The 14,164-nt window shown below is 48.1% G+C and carries 16 protein-coding genes and 1 riboswitch; of the genes, 4 read left to right on the top strand and 12 right to left on the bottom strand.

What is annotated here, in order from left to right:
* Positions 1 to 190: 190 nt before the first annotated feature.
* Positions 191 to 583: a PH domain-containing protein gene (locus DIJ65_RS15620; RefSeq protein ID WP_117303749.1), complete on the bottom strand. Its 393-nt coding sequence runs from the start codon at positions 581 to 583 to the stop codon at positions 191 to 193.
* Between the two features lie 166 nt (positions 584 to 749).
* Here DIJ65_RS15620 and DIJ65_RS15615 point away from each other — a divergent pair, with 166 nt between their 5' ends.
* Positions 750 to 1,946 (top strand): DUF3238 domain-containing protein, encoded by a 1,197-nt coding sequence (locus DIJ65_RS15615; RefSeq protein ID WP_230321465.1) that lies wholly within the window; start codon positions 750 to 752, stop codon positions 1,944 to 1,946.
* 162 nt (positions 1,947 to 2,108) lie between these two features.
* On the opposite strand, the gene DIJ65_RS15610 is transcribed toward DIJ65_RS15615, so the two are convergent.
* The 4 genes from DIJ65_RS15610 to DIJ65_RS15595 form a co-directional block, all read right to left on the bottom strand.
* Positions 2,109 to 2,507, bottom strand: a complete 399-nt coding sequence (locus tag DIJ65_RS15610) for a thiol-disulfide oxidoreductase DCC family protein (protein ID WP_117303747.1) — start codon at positions 2,505 to 2,507, stop codon at positions 2,109 to 2,111.
* Between the two features lie 32 nt (positions 2,508 to 2,539).
* Positions 2,540 to 2,923: a nuclear transport factor 2 family protein gene (locus tag DIJ65_RS15605; RefSeq protein ID WP_117303746.1), complete on the bottom strand. Its 384-nt coding sequence runs from the start codon at positions 2,921 to 2,923 to the stop codon at positions 2,540 to 2,542.
* A gap of 114 nt (positions 2,924 to 3,037) precedes the next feature.
* On the bottom strand, positions 3,038 to 3,580 hold the full coding sequence (locus DIJ65_RS15600) for a TraR/DksA C4-type zinc finger protein (protein ID WP_117303745.1): 543 nt from the start codon (positions 3,578 to 3,580) through the stop codon (positions 3,038 to 3,040).
* Between the two features lie 67 nt (positions 3,581 to 3,647).
* Positions 3,648 to 4,580 carry a phosphotransferase family protein gene (locus DIJ65_RS15595; RefSeq protein WP_117303744.1) on the bottom strand — a complete coding sequence of 311 codons (933 nt, stop codon included), beginning with the start codon at positions 4,578 to 4,580 and terminating at the stop codon, positions 3,648 to 3,650.
* Between the two features lie 198 nt (positions 4,581 to 4,778).
* Here DIJ65_RS15595 and DIJ65_RS15590 point away from each other — a divergent pair, with 198 nt between their 5' ends.
* The gene (locus DIJ65_RS15590) at positions 4,779 to 6,086 is read left to right on the top strand and encodes a cytochrome P450 (RefSeq protein ID WP_117303743.1); all 1,308 of its coding nucleotides are present in this window, start codon (positions 4,779 to 4,781) and stop codon (positions 6,084 to 6,086) included.
* A gap of 58 nt (positions 6,087 to 6,144) precedes the next feature.
* Here DIJ65_RS15590 and DIJ65_RS15585 read toward each other — a convergent pair whose 3' ends face one another.
* Entirely contained in the window at positions 6,145 to 7,047 is a 903-nt protein-coding gene (locus DIJ65_RS15585; protein WP_117303741.1) for a cation diffusion facilitator family transporter, read from the bottom strand.
* A gap of 99 nt (positions 7,048 to 7,146) precedes the next feature.
* Positions 7,147 to 7,194: riboswitch (PreQ1 riboswitch) on the top strand.
* 92 nt (positions 7,195 to 7,286) lie between these two features.
* On the opposite strand from DIJ65_RS15585, the gene queF reads away from it, so the two are divergent.
* Positions 7,287 to 7,781, top strand: coding sequence for a preQ(1) synthase (gene queF, locus DIJ65_RS15580; protein WP_112224277.1), 495 nt, complete (start codon positions 7,287 to 7,289; stop codon positions 7,779 to 7,781).
* 13 nt (positions 7,782 to 7,794) lie between these two features.
* The gene (locus DIJ65_RS15575; protein WP_071152453.1) at positions 7,795 to 8,424 is read left to right on the top strand and encodes a queuosine precursor transporter; all 630 of its coding nucleotides are present in this window, start codon (positions 7,795 to 7,797) and stop codon (positions 8,422 to 8,424) included.
* 62 nt (positions 8,425 to 8,486) lie between these two features.
* Here DIJ65_RS15575 and DIJ65_RS15570 read toward each other — a convergent pair whose 3' ends face one another.
* From DIJ65_RS15570 to DIJ65_RS15550, 6 genes are all read right to left on the bottom strand, one after another.
* Positions 8,487 to 9,320, bottom strand: a complete 834-nt coding sequence (locus tag DIJ65_RS15570) for an endonuclease/exonuclease/phosphatase family protein (protein WP_071152454.1) — start codon at positions 9,318 to 9,320, stop codon at positions 8,487 to 8,489.
* 123 nt (positions 9,321 to 9,443) lie between these two features.
* Positions 9,444 to 10,199 (bottom strand): endonuclease/exonuclease/phosphatase family protein, encoded by a 756-nt coding sequence (locus DIJ65_RS15565; RefSeq protein WP_071152455.1) that lies wholly within the window; start codon positions 10,197 to 10,199, stop codon positions 9,444 to 9,446.
* Positions 10,200 to 10,249: 50 nt separating this feature from the next.
* Positions 10,250 to 10,381, bottom strand: coding sequence for a TipAS antibiotic-recognition domain-containing protein (locus DIJ65_RS16420; RefSeq protein WP_221930625.1), 132 nt, complete (start codon positions 10,379 to 10,381; stop codon positions 10,250 to 10,252).
* Positions 10,378 to 12,117: an ABC transporter ATP-binding protein gene (locus tag DIJ65_RS15560; protein ID WP_071152456.1), complete on the bottom strand. Its 1,740-nt coding sequence runs from the start codon at positions 12,115 to 12,117 to the stop codon at positions 10,378 to 10,380. Before DIJ65_RS15560 ends, DIJ65_RS16420 begins: the two co-directional genes overlap by 4 nt.
* Positions 12,118 to 12,144: 27 nt before the next feature.
* A complete protein-coding gene (locus DIJ65_RS15555; protein ID WP_071152457.1) occupies positions 12,145 to 12,711 on the bottom strand; it encodes a GNAT family N-acetyltransferase in 567 nt (188 codons plus the stop codon).
* Positions 12,712 to 12,733: 22 nt separating this feature from the next.
* Positions 12,734 to 13,945, bottom strand: a complete 1,212-nt coding sequence (locus tag DIJ65_RS15550; protein WP_071152458.1) for an MFS transporter — start codon at positions 13,943 to 13,945, stop codon at positions 12,734 to 12,736.
* Between the last annotated feature and the right edge of the window lie 219 nt (positions 13,946 to 14,164).

Raw genomic sequence — 14,164 nt, 5'->3', positions numbered from 1 at the left:
GGTTTGCCGCCCGCTTCCTTCAGATTCCACGTCGCCGTGGACACCCTTGCGCTTGGCTAACTGTTACTTCTGCCTTCACAGTTCGGGACTTGCACCCTATAGATTACGCCCATGCCGGGCACACCAATAAAACCGGGCCTCCTTTGAGAGGTCCGGTTTTATTGTGGATTGCTGATCCTCGGCAACAAAATCAGTGCTCCGATTTTCCGTTCAGCAAATGCCCGCCTTTTAAATTTCCGCAATGTGTTTGAAGAAAATCGATGAATTCCCTGGGATTTCCTCTGGAAACATAGGACATTTCCATATGAGTCCCATCAATTAAATGGAAAGTCACCTTTACTATGCCATCCAGATCGGCTTCAAGCTCTTCGACTTCTCGAATTGGAATTTCAATTGTGGAAGATTCACCTTTGCTCTCACCGCTTTTGAAAAACAAAGATTCCTCACTGGCAGCAAGCAAACCTTTAAATCCGTCAACCATTTCAGTACGGCTTGTATGGAAAATGCCGAAAATCCAATGGTCAATCGAAGCGTTCGGCATCATTTCTTTTAACTCTTCAAGCATTTTTGCCGGATGTGCCATATAAACGCCTCCGTTAGTGTAATTACCTAGTATTATACAGCCACTTCAGCTTGAGAGCTGTTTTATTTCTGTTACAAATGTTTCATTCCTGCTAAATAATGGTTCAGACAATTCCACTTTTGGGTATTGAAAGGAAAGCGTGACTGAAGAGAGGGAGATGATGCCCATGAGCCTGGAACTGGAATTGCTCGAGCAGACTGATACAACTATTTTTTTCATTTGGACGAATACCGGGTCAACTTACCGGGTCGCACGGGCTGGGAAATTACTATACCAAGGAAACGACAACTCTTTTAAAGATGAGGGTTTGGAGCCAGGGGAACTCTATATATACACCATTGAAAAATTGAACCTTGAAAACAAGGTCATCGCCCGGTTTAAACTGCAGACGGGCACCGAAAATCATCTTGATGACTTTATTAACCGCCTGCAGCAAATTACGGTGAGCACCATCGTTTCGGATTCAAAAACAGCCCTTGCCTGGGGCTCGATTGACGGAATTGCAAGTTTCGATGTTTACCGGAATGGAATATTAAGGGCAACCACGGAAAAGAATCAGTTTACTGACTTACATGCGGAAAAAGATGAGGCTTATACGTATTGGATACATGGCAAGCGTCCGCTTGAGAAATCAGAAGAGACCATGAGAAGCGAAAAATCGCTGCTGGCCACCTTTTTTGGTCTGGTCAACAGGAGATCTTCGCAGGAAAAAGCCGCGATGGAAGAATTCTGGATTATCAAACGAATCGCCAGCCGGGAGGAGCTTCTGACAGAACACCCAACGCAAAAGAATCTTATCGGGCACCCCGAATGGCAATTGCGCTACCTGACGTTCCTGTCTGAAAAGTTCATGCCGAATCCGAGCCCGCTGTCTTTAAACCGGTTTTTCAAAGGAGATGACCGCAGTTTCGATCCGGCAGCACAGGATTATCGAACACTTGTCGATCTTCATGTCTGTTTCAATGAGGACGGAGCTTCAGTAGATTTATCCAAAGATGTGGGAACCACCATCGCCTACAATTGGCGCAAGAAATTCCGAAAAGCGGATGTCGCTTCTTCGGCCGGCATTGAGTTGAAGGAAGTGAAAGAAGACGACCATAAAGTCGCCATCTCCCTAAAACATTCAGTGGGCAATCCTTTGATTGCATCACCTGATATCGATTACCAGATTACCGCAAACTTCTACCGGATCGGCGTTTATGATATCATCGGCATCCACGATCAGGCACCCAATCATGAAGTCTACCTGAAGAGCCACAACAACAGTGATTGGAGTCAAATCCATAAAGCAGAAGACAAAGGACTGTCCTGGATGGCAGGGCCCATTGCCAGCCAGTATTGGCGCATTTCAAACTTCGAATAATTAAAGTGGATGCGCCTGTTCAGCCCCGTAGTCTGAACAGCAAAATCCTCGTTCCCGAACTGTTTTGATACAAAGGAATTATACTTCCCTGCAGAGCAAGCAGAACACATAAAAAGGGCCAGTAACAGAAAGCGACTGCTTTTCCATTACTGGCCCTAATTTTTATTGATCCAAAAACCGTTTGCGTATATGTGGTGGCGGCAGCATGCAGCTGTTCAGTTTGCCGAATACTTTATAGCGATTATTGGCGATGATATCGTATGCACCATCTCGCAGCGGAGCCGGGAATGGAAGCAGGTGATGGGCAAGCTTCCATAAACCGGTCAAGTGATGGGAAATTCTCAACGCACCTTCCGATTTAACAAACGCCTCTCCATTTTCTATAAGAACCAGACTGTCGACATCGTCCGGAATATTGTGTTCATGGGACAACTTTTGACCAACTTCACTTTGCAGCGAAGCAAAATGGAAATAACCGGCCGGATCATGATTGATGATGAACTGGACGCTCGAATCACAAAAATTGCAATCGCCGTCAAACAGTACTATTGCATGGTCCATCGTCTTTTCCTCCTCTGCAAAATGTCTTGACTCTATTTATAACCCGTATCCCCCCTCCTTAAACCCTGCCGTTCCGCTACAGTTCCCTGATGGAAGAATAATCTCCAGCCAGTATCCCGCTTTTTCCATACGGAACTGCGGTTGGTGTTTCTGCCGGTTGTCTTATTTTCAATCCGGTACGTTGTAAGGACAGCATCATTGCCAAGTGGGTGCATCCTGAAATCAGAAATTTCCATATGGTCCGGGGAAAGCGGGTGATCTTTGTCGTATTCTGAGCGCAGGATAAGCCCCCCGCTGCTGCCGAACTCGTAAAATTCATCATCCAGCACTTCACCCAGTTTCGCGGGAGATGTCCTGACATCCGGGCTTATGTGCCTGCATTCCAGTGCGTAAATCTCTTCTTCCAATCCCTTCAACCTTCATCACCTCTTCATTATTTCCCGGGAAATATATTGTGATCCTTACCCTAAGAATACTTCAACACAATAAAAAAAGAAATATCCCCAGCCCAGCCGGACCGGAGATATTCCTTATTCCTTATCGTCTTCATCTTCATAGAAGTTTTTCATCTGTTCGTCATCTCCGGGCTGGTCCTGCGGCCCATCAGAAGATCCGAAATCTTCCACATCTTCAAAACTGTCATTATAATCGCGGATTCTGCCGTCCTCTTTTTCAACAGGCTGGCCAGTGGCACCCTGCAGCACGTCCTCTTCGACAGGCCGGCTTTCCAAATCCAGTTCGGCATCTGCATGATCGATGCAAGTCAATGCAGTCGGCAGGGCTTCCATTCGCTCATAGGGAATTTCCTTGCCGCAAACTGCGCATTTCCCGTAAGTTCCCTCTTCCATCGCCGCAAGCGCAGCTTTAATGTCACCAATTTCCTCTTCTTTAAACTGTGTCAATGCCATTCCTCTTTCCTGATCGAAGAGTTCCGTGGCATTATCTGCCGGGTGGTTATCGTAATTTGAAAGCTCTGTTCTTTGAAATTCTTCTTTATGTTCCACACGGTCTTCCAAGGTTTCTAATTGGTCAGTCAATTGCTTCTTCAATTGTTTCATCTGTTGGTCAGTCATCCTGATTCCTCCTCAAAAACTACTTGTTCTGTATATTTCCTAATTGGGAGAAATCAAACCTGCACGTTCAATTGTCAAACCGCTCCAGCAGACTCAGCAGGTATTCATCCAGCCGATGCCGGATCAGCTCATCGGACAAGCCTGTCAAACCGAGTTCTGTCCAGCCTGCATAAACTCTTGGCAGTCCGTTCAGCGTATCCGTCAACGACAACAGGTCCCAATAGGGATCATAACGAAACTCCTCACCTGCATGGTTGATATAGGCATCTAAAAACTGATCTGCCGTAGAGACTCCGAATAGTTGCGCCAGGTTGACCCGGCAATGGCCCACATCAACGCCTGCCGGTCCGCGGCAGGCGTTGACCCAGTCGACAACACCGGTCAATTCCCCGTTCTGCCACAGAACATTGGCGGGATGGTAATCCCGGTGGATCAAGCTGTACTCCGTCGGTGGCCTTACTCCCGCCACTATAAAGAAAGCGCGCAGCCAGTCATCCGGGAACTTCGACCACAAAGGTTTTTCCAACTTCAACGCATCGTTATAGGAAAAATATTCATATTTGAAGTTTTCGGCTTTTTGCCGATGAATCCCCGCCAATGCCGCGGCCATTTTATCCAGCCAGGATGGCATATCGGAAGGTTGCAGAATGGTTGTTCCCGGCAATTTTGTCATCAGTACTGCCGGCATTCCAGATTTTTCACCGGTCTCGTCAAGGGCGATGAATGCCGGAGAAGGAATTTCCAACAACGCCGCATTTTGCAGGCTTTCACCTTCATGCCGCGCCAGATCCGGTTCTTTCGCCAACCACTCTTTTTGGTGAAAAAGCCGTAATACAATACTTTCATGCATCTCCTTATTCTCAAATGGCACTTCAAAGACCAAAGATGATGTGCCTCCCGGCAACTTCTTTATCTCTTCGACGTCAACCCGATTCCCCGAGATTTTTTCTATCCACTCGATACATTCAGCAGTCAGTCTGTTTTTAATCGGATAGCTCATATTGCTCACCGCCTTTTCAATATGCAAAGTTGCTTTTGTATGCCCACTTCATCTTATAACACATTTTCACGGACTTCACTTCCCAGCCACCCCAGCGTTTAGATGGAGCCCTTACGGGTATGCTTTTTATAATAACTGTTAAATTCCGCAACCAGCCACTTTCAGCCAACCGGATTATAAAAGAAAGAAGGAAAGTACATGAGAGTAAAAAAACCGATTCCGAAAACAAAAGAGCTGGACAGCACATTGTCTCTGATCAATGAAGGCTTTGATTTTTTGCCAAGCCGCAGGAAAGAATTGGACTCCGATATTTTCGAAACCCGCCTGCTGGGCAAGAAATCGCTGTGCATTGCCGGAGAAGAGGCAGCTGCAGTTTTTTATGACAATAAATATTTTAAACGCGAAGGCGCAGCGCCGAAGCCTTTGAAGAAAACCCTATTGGGAGAAGGCGGAATTCATGGCCGCGACGGCGAAGATCACCATCATCAAAAACGCATGTTTCTTTCCATGATGACTCCTGAAAGATTGGAGGACATGAAACGCCTCGCAATCGAAGAACTGGACCGTAAAGCTTCCCAGTGGGAACGCATGGATCAGGTGCTGCTGCTGGATGAAATCGAAGAAGTGTTGGCACGCTCTGTTATGGACTGGGCGGGGCTTCCCCTGAAAGAAAGCGAAGTTAAACAGCGGACCCAGGAACTGGTGGCCATGGTTGACTCTTTCGGCGGTTCGCTGACACGTTTTAAAGAAGGGGCGACAGCCCGCAACAGCCATGAAGCCTGGCTGAAAGACATCATCACCGATATCCGGGAAGGCATCTATTCCCCACCATCCTATACACCTGCTTATATTGTAGCCATGCAGAAAACCCCGAAAGGGAAATTCCTCGACCTGGAAGTGGCAGCAGTTGATTTGAACAATGCATACAGACCGATTATCGCAGCCGCTTATCTTATCGTTTTCGGGGCTTTGGCAATCCATGAACACCCGGAAATGAAGCCGAAACTGCAGGCGGATGAAAACAATTTCAGCAAGTTGTTCGCGCAGGAAGTCCGCCGGTTTTACCCGTTTGCGCCCGCGATGGCAGCAAAAGCGAACCGTGATTTTGTCTGGCACGGCTATCATGTAAAAGAGGACATGCTCGTGGTGCTCGACCTTTTTGGCACCAATCGCCATCCCGACCATTGGGACCACGCTGATGAATTTATTCCGGAACGTTTTGAGAATTGGAAAGGCAGCCCCTTCGCATTTGTTCCGCAAGGGGGCGGCGACCACCACGCCGGACACCGCTGTGCCGGCGAGTGGATGACGGTGATGGTGATGCAATCGTTCTTTAAATACCTGACAGAAAACATCAGCTACACCGTTCCGGAACAGGATTTGAGCTATGATATGGCACGCATGCCGACCATGCCAAAAAGCCGGTTTATCATAAATGATGTAGTGAAAATCCACCAGTCACCGGAAAATATCATCACTTATCGCCATAGCCAAACGGTAATGTAAATAAGCAAAAAGCTCCTGTAGAGGGGCTTTTTTAGTTTCATTAAAAACTGATGTTAGGTTATACTTCCAGTTCGTGGTGATGAAAAGCCGGTTTTTCGATTTGGATCGTGGTATGCTCGATTTTGCATTTCTCACTGACCAGTCCCACAGCCTGCTTCAATATCAGCTGTTCTTCCGATCGTTCCTCTATATCAAGATGACAGGTCAGCAGATCCATGCCGGACGTAATTGTCCAGATGTGAAGATCGTGAACATCCCGTACCCCCTCGATATTTAAGAGCATCTTTTTGACTTCTTCCACATCGACAGTAACCGGTGTTCCCTCCATCAGAATATGAATGCTGTTTTGCAGTACACTCCAGGCGCTCCTTAAAATCAGCAAAGCCACCAACACGGAGATCAGCGGATCGGCGATGGTCCAGTCGAATAACAGAATCAGTAAACCGGCAATAATCGCACCAATTGACCCCAGGGCATCGCTGATTACATGGAGATATGCACTTTTCATATTCAGGTTGCCATGGACATCCGCTTTCTTGCTGATCACCCAGGCACTCAAAATATTGGCCAATAGACCGACCGCGGCGATTGCCAGCATCCAACCCCCATTGACTTCAGGTGGATGGTAAAAACGTTCCACCGCTTCGTAAATGATGAAACCCGCCATTATGAAAAGCGTAAGTCCGTTGAAAAAGGCGGCGATAATTTCAAACCGGTAATAGCCATAGGTCTTATTTCCAGAGGCGGCTTTTCCGGCGAACCAAATAGCGCCAAGACTCAAGAAGAGGGCCGCAGCATCCGACAGCATATGCCCGCTGTCCGCAATGAGCGCCAGGCTGTTGGTAAAAAGACCGCCAAAAAATTCGAGGAACATGATGGAAACCGTAATGAGCAAAGCCCACGCCAGCGCCTTTTTATTGCCGCTCCTTGCACTTTCAAAATTACCATGGCCATGTCCCATGTCACCGCCCCTTTCTGTTATCGTAATTTTAGCAAAAAAGGTGATTGACAGCGACCCCGCCTTCTTATAAGATGTATTAGGAAATTAAATAACCCGGCAACGGGAGAGGTTCATAGCATTTCACCCTCTATAAAAAACTATGGATTTTGAAACTCAGCCAAATCCACATGCGATTTGGCTTTTTCTTTTTCCTGTTTTTATAGCCTCTTCCGAACCCAACATTCGAGGAGGCTTTTTTAATGGCAGGAAGAAACGAAGATACATTGGACCACTTAACTTTACTTGGCAATCAAGACACCAAATATAAATATGAATATGCACCGGAAGTTCTGGAAGCAATTGATAACATGCATACACGTGATTATTTCGTAAAATTCAATAACCCGGAATTCACATCCCTTTGCCCACAGACCGGCCAGCCGGATTTTGCAACGATTTACCTGAGCTTCATACCGGACAAGAAATTAGTGGAAAGCAAATCGCTGAAATTGTATTTCTTCAGTTTCCGCAATCACGGCGATTTCCACGAAGACGTCGTCAACATCATCATGAATGACTTGATCGATTTGCTCGACCCCCGTTATATCGAGGTGTGGGGAAAGTTCACTCCCCGCGGCGGGTTATCGATCGACCCTTATACGAATTACGGCAAACCGGGAACAAAATACGAAGAAATGGCATCGTACCGGATGATGAATCACGACATGAATCCCGAAACGATCACCAATCGCTGAGGAGGAAAATTCCATGTTGCTTTATTTAAACGGCGCTTTTGTCGGCTTGCTGATCCTGTCCAATATTCTGGCAGTGAAATTATTCAGTATCGGGGAATGGATGGTGCTGCCTGCTGCTGTCATTGTCTATGTCTTCACTTTTCCAATCACAGACACGATTGCGGAAGTATACGGCAAAGAAGCGGCGCGCAAAACCGTGTTCGCCGGTTTTATCACCCAGCTTGCGGCCCTGGCGTTCATCTTTTTCGCCATCCACTTGCCGGCCGCTCCTTTCTTCGGCGACCAGTCTTCGTTCGAATCAATCCTTTCGGCAGGCTTCCGCGTTACCCTGGCCAGCCTGATTGCGTATTTCATCAGCCAGAACCTGGATGTGACCATTTTCCACAAACTGAAAGAAAAACACGGCGATTCGAAGTTATGGATACGCAACAATGCTTCCACGATGGTCAGCCAATTGGTCGATACCACCTTATTCATCTTTATCGCTTTCTACGGCGTTATGCCATTGAGCGCATTGCTCGGCATGGTGCTCACGCAATACCTGTTTAAATGGATTGTGGCAGCTGCGGACACCCCGCTTGTCTACCTGCTGGTCAAATTATGCCGCCGCGAAAAAGCAGCGGGCCAGACGATATACGGATAAACGAAAAAGGAGCGCCGCTTTGGCGCTCCCTTTTTTTATGTTAATGAAATTTTAAAATCACACTATGCTTTCACTTTTGAGTGTTGCTTATGATTTGGCTTATTCTGCTTAGTTCGCGCCAGCACCAAATCAGCCACTATCGGCAAATGATCGGATGCATCAGTGAGAATTGCCGCAGTTTGCGCAACTTCCATTTCAGGCCCGAAGAAAATATAATCGATTCGGGTAACTGGCTTCAGCTCCACATCGCTCGTGCTGTAAGAGTGGGGAGCTGGATAAGTGTACGCGTCGCCCTGTTTCATTTTCAGAAAAGCATCTGTGAAATGACAGTTCATCTCCTGGATGGGGGCATAAAACGGCGGTGCATTAAAGTCACCCATCACAATAGTCGGAAATTTACTTTTCTGCGTCAATGCCAAAATCTCTTTGACACTCAGTTTCAGTTCTTCATCCTTCAATGAAAGGTGGGCGTTGTAAACGCTGATGGCCATATCATCAATTTCAATGACGGCTTCCAGGACGCCACGCTGTTCATCATTACCATACCATTGCTGCACCGGCGTCATGTGATGATTCTTACTGTATGCTATTGGATATTTACTTAAAATTGCATTTCCGTACTGGTGATTCGGCATATCGGGGTTTTCTGCTTCATATTCGATGTTCGCACCGTATGCAGTGAACATACCAAGCCTCTCCCCCAACCATTCAACCTGATCCAGAAACAAGCTCCGCTCCCCGAAGAAACGATCGACTTCCTGAAGGGCTATTATGGAAGCGCAGGAATCTTCAATGACAGCGGCAGTTCTTTCAAGGTTCAAAATTCCATCCATACCTGAGCCGTGGGCGATATTAAACGACATGACCTTTACAATGGGCGGTTTTCTGTTTTTCATGCTTCGCTCTCCTTTTCTTGGGTACAGCTTACTTGATAAAAAGATATGATTGATTTCGAATTCAGTATAGCAGGGGACAGAAAGGAATACTGTATCAGGCATGTAAAGGTTTGTAAAGAATTGTTAAGCTTCGGGATGAAGCTCCATTAAAGCAAGGATCGGCTTATGATCGGAAGCTTGAGTTTCAATGGTTTCAGCACTCACCACCCGCCAATGCCGGCTGCAAAAGATAAAATCGATTTTTTGTCCATGCTCCCCTTCCTTCTTATAAGTTTCAGGCTGCAACGTATTTGAACCGAATACATTGGTCAGTTCCTCTTCAATTCTCCTCATAAGCGCGCTGTGCGGGTCGGCATTGAAATCACCAGTCAGTATAGAGGGACAGTCCTGCTGCCGGATAATATTCAACAGCTCTTCGATATTCAGTTCAAGTTGTTTTTTGTTCAATGACAGGTGCGTATTGAAAAAAGAAATCGTTGCGCCATCTATTTCAATCGTTGCTTCCAGCAATCCTCTTTGTTCACTTTGGGTTTCTGACTCTCCCTTTTTCAACAGATGGTTATAGTAGCTTGTTATCGGGTACCGGCTCAAAAGAGCGTTTCCATACGCATGCTTCGGCCACCTGGCATCGGCCGGATTGGCTGTAAGGTTTGGCCCGAAAGCTGCGTGCATATTCAGCCTTTTTGCCAGCCATTTGATTTGGTCGGTAAAATTTGTCCGTTCTGAAAAATGCTGATCCACTTCCTGAAGGCCCGCGATGTCAACATCCGCCGCTTCAATGACTGAAGCCGTAAGGGCGAGGTCAAGATGGCCATCCATCCTCAATCCCGAAGCGATATTAAAACTCATTACTTTGAGCGGAAAAATAGAATCAGACATTTTGGAGGCCCCCCTTTTTATCAACTTTTCCCTGTCAGCAATATATGAAACTACCCGTCGAAACTATATTTCCACATCAGTTTTTTTCTGCCAATAAAAAAGACCACGAACAGGGAGTTCGCGGCAAAGCGCTCATCGTCGACATACATTTGCGCAACGTCAAGGTCAAGCACTAAGTTCATGTTAATTGCTGCTCGGCAAATTCACGGTACAGTGAGTGTGAGCTGATCAATTCACGGTGGGTGCCCATTCCGGTCACCCGCCCCTTTTCAATAAATACAATTTTATCGGCATCGACAATGGTCGAAAGGCGGTGGGCAATGACCAGCGTCGTGCGCCCTTCCATGAGGCGGCTTAACGCCTGCTGGACAATCCCTTCCGATTGGCTGTCGAGGCTGGCAGTCGCTTCATCCATCATGAGGATTTTCGGGTCGCGCAGGAACGCCCGCGCAATCGCAATGCGCTGACGCTGGCCGCCCGACAATTTGACGCCGCGTTCTCCGACTTGCGTATCGAGACCATCGGGCAATTCCCGTATAAAGTCTTCGGCGTATGCCATGCGCGCCACCTTCCACAATTGGTCATCGGATATTTCCGCAGTCTCCGCCAAGCCGTAGGTCAGATTCGCGCGGACAGTTCCGCCCATCATGGCCGATTCCTGGGAGACATAGCCGATCTGGTCGCGCCAGGATTCCATGGACAACTCTTCGATCGGCACCCCGCCGATCAGGATTTGCCCCTTCTGCGGCTCGTAGAACCGTTCGAGCAAACCGAACACCGTCGTCTTCCCGCCGCCGCTTGGTCCGGCGAACGCGATCATTTCTCCCGGTTGCGCTACAAAACTCACGTCCTGCAAAACCGGTTCGCCGGTTTCATAGGAAAAACTCACGCCGGAAACTTGCAGTGCTTTGCCGGCGATATCCATGTCTTTCCCCTGTTGTCCTTCTTCCAGCGGCAAATCCAAAATCCCGATGATGCGCTCCGTTGCGCCTTTTGCCTTTTGAAGTTCCGTAAAGAACATCGCAAACGTCGTCACCGGCAGGATAATCTGGAACAGATACAACAGAAACGCCACAAGCGATCCTGTTGTCATGGTGCCTTCCGCTACGCGGATGCCTCCGTAGCCGATGATCGTCACGATGACCGCCATCATCACGACATACATCAGCGGTGCAATGATGGCGTAGATTTTCGCTTCTCTCATACCGGTCCTGAATAATTGCTGGATGCCGGTCAATCCTTTTTGCTCTTCTTCCATCTCGGCAGTGGACGATTTCATCAACCGGATTTCGCTGATGGTCTGTTGGACATTTCCTGTAAATACTGCCGTCTCGTCCTGCAGCGTGCGCGAGATTTTTGCCATCCGCCTGCCGAGTGGAAACATGATCAGCACGGTGACAGGCACTGCAAGCAGCATGATCAGCGTCATTTTCCAGTCCAGAATCAGCAGAATGGTCACCGCGCCGACGATCGACACAATGCCGGTAATGAAGTTCGGAAAATGGTCGGTGATAAGGTTTCGGACGACCCCTGTGTCACTGACGACACGGCTGACCGTCTCACCGCTTGGGTGCTGGTCAAAATAGCCGACGCGCAACCGGATCAGATGGATCCACATCTTGTCGCGCAGCCCGGCGACGATCCGCTGCCCCACTTTGCTGAGCAGGTAAATCGAAACCCCGTTGATGATGGCCTGGAGGATGAATGCGGACGCAATGCCGATGATCAATGGAATACTTAACGATTCCACTGAAAAGCCATCCACCAGATTTCTGGTCAAAAGCGGAACCACAAGGCCTACCAGAGTGGTGATGAGACTGGCGAGCAGCCCAAATGCAAGCGCGGCCTTTGGAATCTTCAATGATAGGAGAAGGGAAAGGAATGGCTTCAACCCGACTTTGTCCTGTGTTTTCTTCATGTTCTATTTACCCCTGTCGTGGTCAGATTATTGGCATTTGGCATAAATGCACGTATCCGTCAGCCGGTTGCCGTCAACAGATAATTCATCGTTATGCAGCGTGCCTTCCAGGGCATAACCCAACTTTTCCGGAACCGCACGGCTTTTGATGTTTTCCGCGTCACAGCGGATTTCAATGCGGCGGCATGCAAAATGATTGAGCGCCAGATCCGTCAATGCGCTTACCGCTTCGATCATATATCCTTTGCCGCTATGTACCGTGCTGATCCAATAGCCGATTTCCATTTTGGGAATCTCCCATTCGATGTTGTGGAATCCCGTGCTGCCGATGAATTGGTCTGTTTCTTTATCAAAAATCAAATATCGGAGATTTTCTCGTTTCAAGAATAGTATGTGGGACTCCATTGTATTGATTTCGGTGTCCTGAGGAGTCGGATCCTCCTGCACAAAAGGGAGCCACGGCTTCAGTTCATCCATCGATGCTTTGATGGCCGCATTAACAGCTTTCCCGTCTCCAGGTTTTGGCATGCGCAGCTTCAGCCGCTCTGTAAAAAATTCCTCCGGCACTTCCGGTACTTCGCGTTTTTTCTCCATTAACCCTTGCCCCTTTCCAATTTTAAGCTGCAGTGATTTTGCGGTCTTTCGGCAGACCAAGCCCCACCAGTCCGAGCAGCGGCAGGAATGAAACCACAATCATCGTTTCATAAACGCCGATTGAATCCATCAGGATGCCGATTACGACTCCCCCAATCGCGCCCATGCCAAATGCCAGGCCCACGGTCAGTCCCGCCATCGTGCCAATTTTGCTCGGCACCAGCTCCTGCGCATACACAACCGTCACCGAAAAACTCAGCATGATGAAAAAGCCGATCAATCCAAGCAAAAACAGGAGCGCGAACAACGGCATATACGGCAGCAGCAACGCCAGTGGAATCGGCACGATGAGCGACAGCACGATGACATTTTTCCGTCCGATTTTGTCTGCCAGCGGGCCTCCGAAAAACGTGCCGGCTGCTCCGACGCCAAGAAACAGAAAGATATAAAGCTGGCCCTGCTGGATGGTCAGTCCGTAAGATTCCATCAGATGAAAAATATAGAAACTGGTGATATTGGTGACATAGAAAGAACGTGCAAAAATGATGATCAATAATAAAGTCAAAACGACCCCGACCTGCTTCCGCGTCATTTCGGGCAGTGAGGACAGGAACACTTTCTTCACTTTCTGCAGCTTTTCGCGTTCCAATTGCTCTTTATACCAACGCGAAATTTTCGTCAGGATGAAAATCCCGAGCGCAGCCACAAACAGGAACAGCGCGGCTCCCGTTTGGCCAAGCGGCACCAGGATAAATGCACTGATCAAAGGTGCCAGCGCCTGTCCCGAGTTGCCTCCGACCTGATAGACCGACTGGGACAAGCCCCTTCTGGAACCCGCTGCCATGTAGGACACGCGAGAACCTTCCGGATGGAACACAGCGGAACCGAAACCGAGAAACATGACGGACACGACGATCATCCAATATTCCGGCGCAAAAGCGATTCCCGCAATCCCGAGGAAGGAACTTGTCATACCAAGCGGCAATGCATAAGGCATCGGGTTTCGATCACTGATGTAGCCGATGACCGGCTGCAGGACAGACGCCACCATATTCAGTGCAAAGGCGATCAGGCCAAGTTGTGTATAGGTCAATCCCATGTCTTCTTCCAGTATCGGAAACATCGCAGGAATGACCGCTTGCAGGGAGTCGTTCAACAGATGGCATGCGCCGATCGCGAACATGACCGGATAAACCGGGTTCCCTGCCATAGATGTCTTTATCGCATTCGCCATTGCAGGTCCTCCAATTAGGTGTTTTTTATGTATAAAATAATTTTTCAACACATATGCCTGTGGGCTGATTTTTCTATTATAAAACAGTTGCGAAAATCGAGTAGGAGGGAGCGATTAACTCCCGACCTCTCACACCACCGTACGTACCGTTCGGTATACGGCGGTTCAATTAAGATGCATAACGCAAAGTTTCATAACGTGCTACCAGACTTTTGAGCC

Origin of the sequence: Planococcus salinarum (assembly GCF_007004625.1) — a bacterium.
Taxonomy (GTDB): Bacteria; Bacillota; Bacilli; order Bacillales_A; family Planococcaceae; genus Planococcus; species Planococcus salinarum.
This window is presented reverse-complemented; position numbering and strand designations above follow the sequence as displayed.

Bases quoted from the DNA above. Each gene is read 5' to 3' on its own strand.
- DIJ65_RS15620 (WP_117303749.1), bottom strand. From the start codon at position 583: ATGGCACATCCGGCAAAAATGCTTGAAGAGTTAAAAGAAATGATGCCG.
- DIJ65_RS15615 (WP_230321465.1), top strand. From the start codon at position 750: ATGAGCCTGGAACTGGAATTGCTCGAGCAGACTGATACAACTATTTTT.
- DIJ65_RS15610 (WP_117303747.1), bottom strand. From the start codon at position 2,507: ATGGACCATGCAATAGTACTGTTTGACGGCGATTGCAATTTTTGTGAT.
- DIJ65_RS15600 (WP_117303745.1), bottom strand. From the start codon at position 3,580: ATGACTGACCAACAGATGAAACAATTGAAGAAGCAATTGACTGACCAA.
- DIJ65_RS15595 (WP_117303744.1), bottom strand. From the start codon at position 4,580: ATGAGCTATCCGATTAAAAACAGACTGACTGCTGAATGTATCGAGTGG.
- DIJ65_RS15590 (WP_117303743.1), top strand. From the start codon at position 4,779: ATGAGAGTAAAAAAACCGATTCCGAAAACAAAAGAGCTGGACAGCACA.
- DIJ65_RS15585 (WP_117303741.1), bottom strand. From the start codon at position 7,047: ATGGGACATGGCCATGGTAATTTTGAAAGTGCAAGGAGCGGCAATAAA.
- queF (WP_112224277.1), top strand. From the start codon at position 7,287: ATGGCAGGAAGAAACGAAGATACATTGGACCACTTAACTTTACTTGGC.
- DIJ65_RS15575 (WP_071152453.1), top strand. From the start codon at position 7,795: ATGTTGCTTTATTTAAACGGCGCTTTTGTCGGCTTGCTGATCCTGTCC.
- DIJ65_RS15570 (WP_071152454.1), bottom strand. From the start codon at position 9,320: ATGAAAAACAGAAAACCGCCCATTGTAAAGGTCATGTCGTTTAATATC.
- DIJ65_RS15565 (WP_071152455.1), bottom strand. From the start codon at position 10,199: ATGTCTGATTCTATTTTTCCGCTCAAAGTAATGAGTTTTAATATCGCT.
- DIJ65_RS16420 (WP_221930625.1), bottom strand. From the start codon at position 10,381: ATGAACTTAGTGCTTGACCTTGACGTTGCGCAAATGTATGTCGACGAT.
- DIJ65_RS15560 (WP_071152456.1), bottom strand. From the start codon at position 12,117: ATGAAGAAAACACAGGACAAAGTCGGGTTGAAGCCATTCCTTTCCCTT.
- DIJ65_RS15555 (WP_071152457.1), bottom strand. From the start codon at position 12,711: ATGGAGAAAAAACGCGAAGTACCGGAAGTGCCGGAGGAATTTTTTACA.
- DIJ65_RS15550 (WP_071152458.1), bottom strand. From the start codon at position 13,945: ATGGCGAATGCGATAAAGACATCTATGGCAGGGAACCCGGTTTATCCG.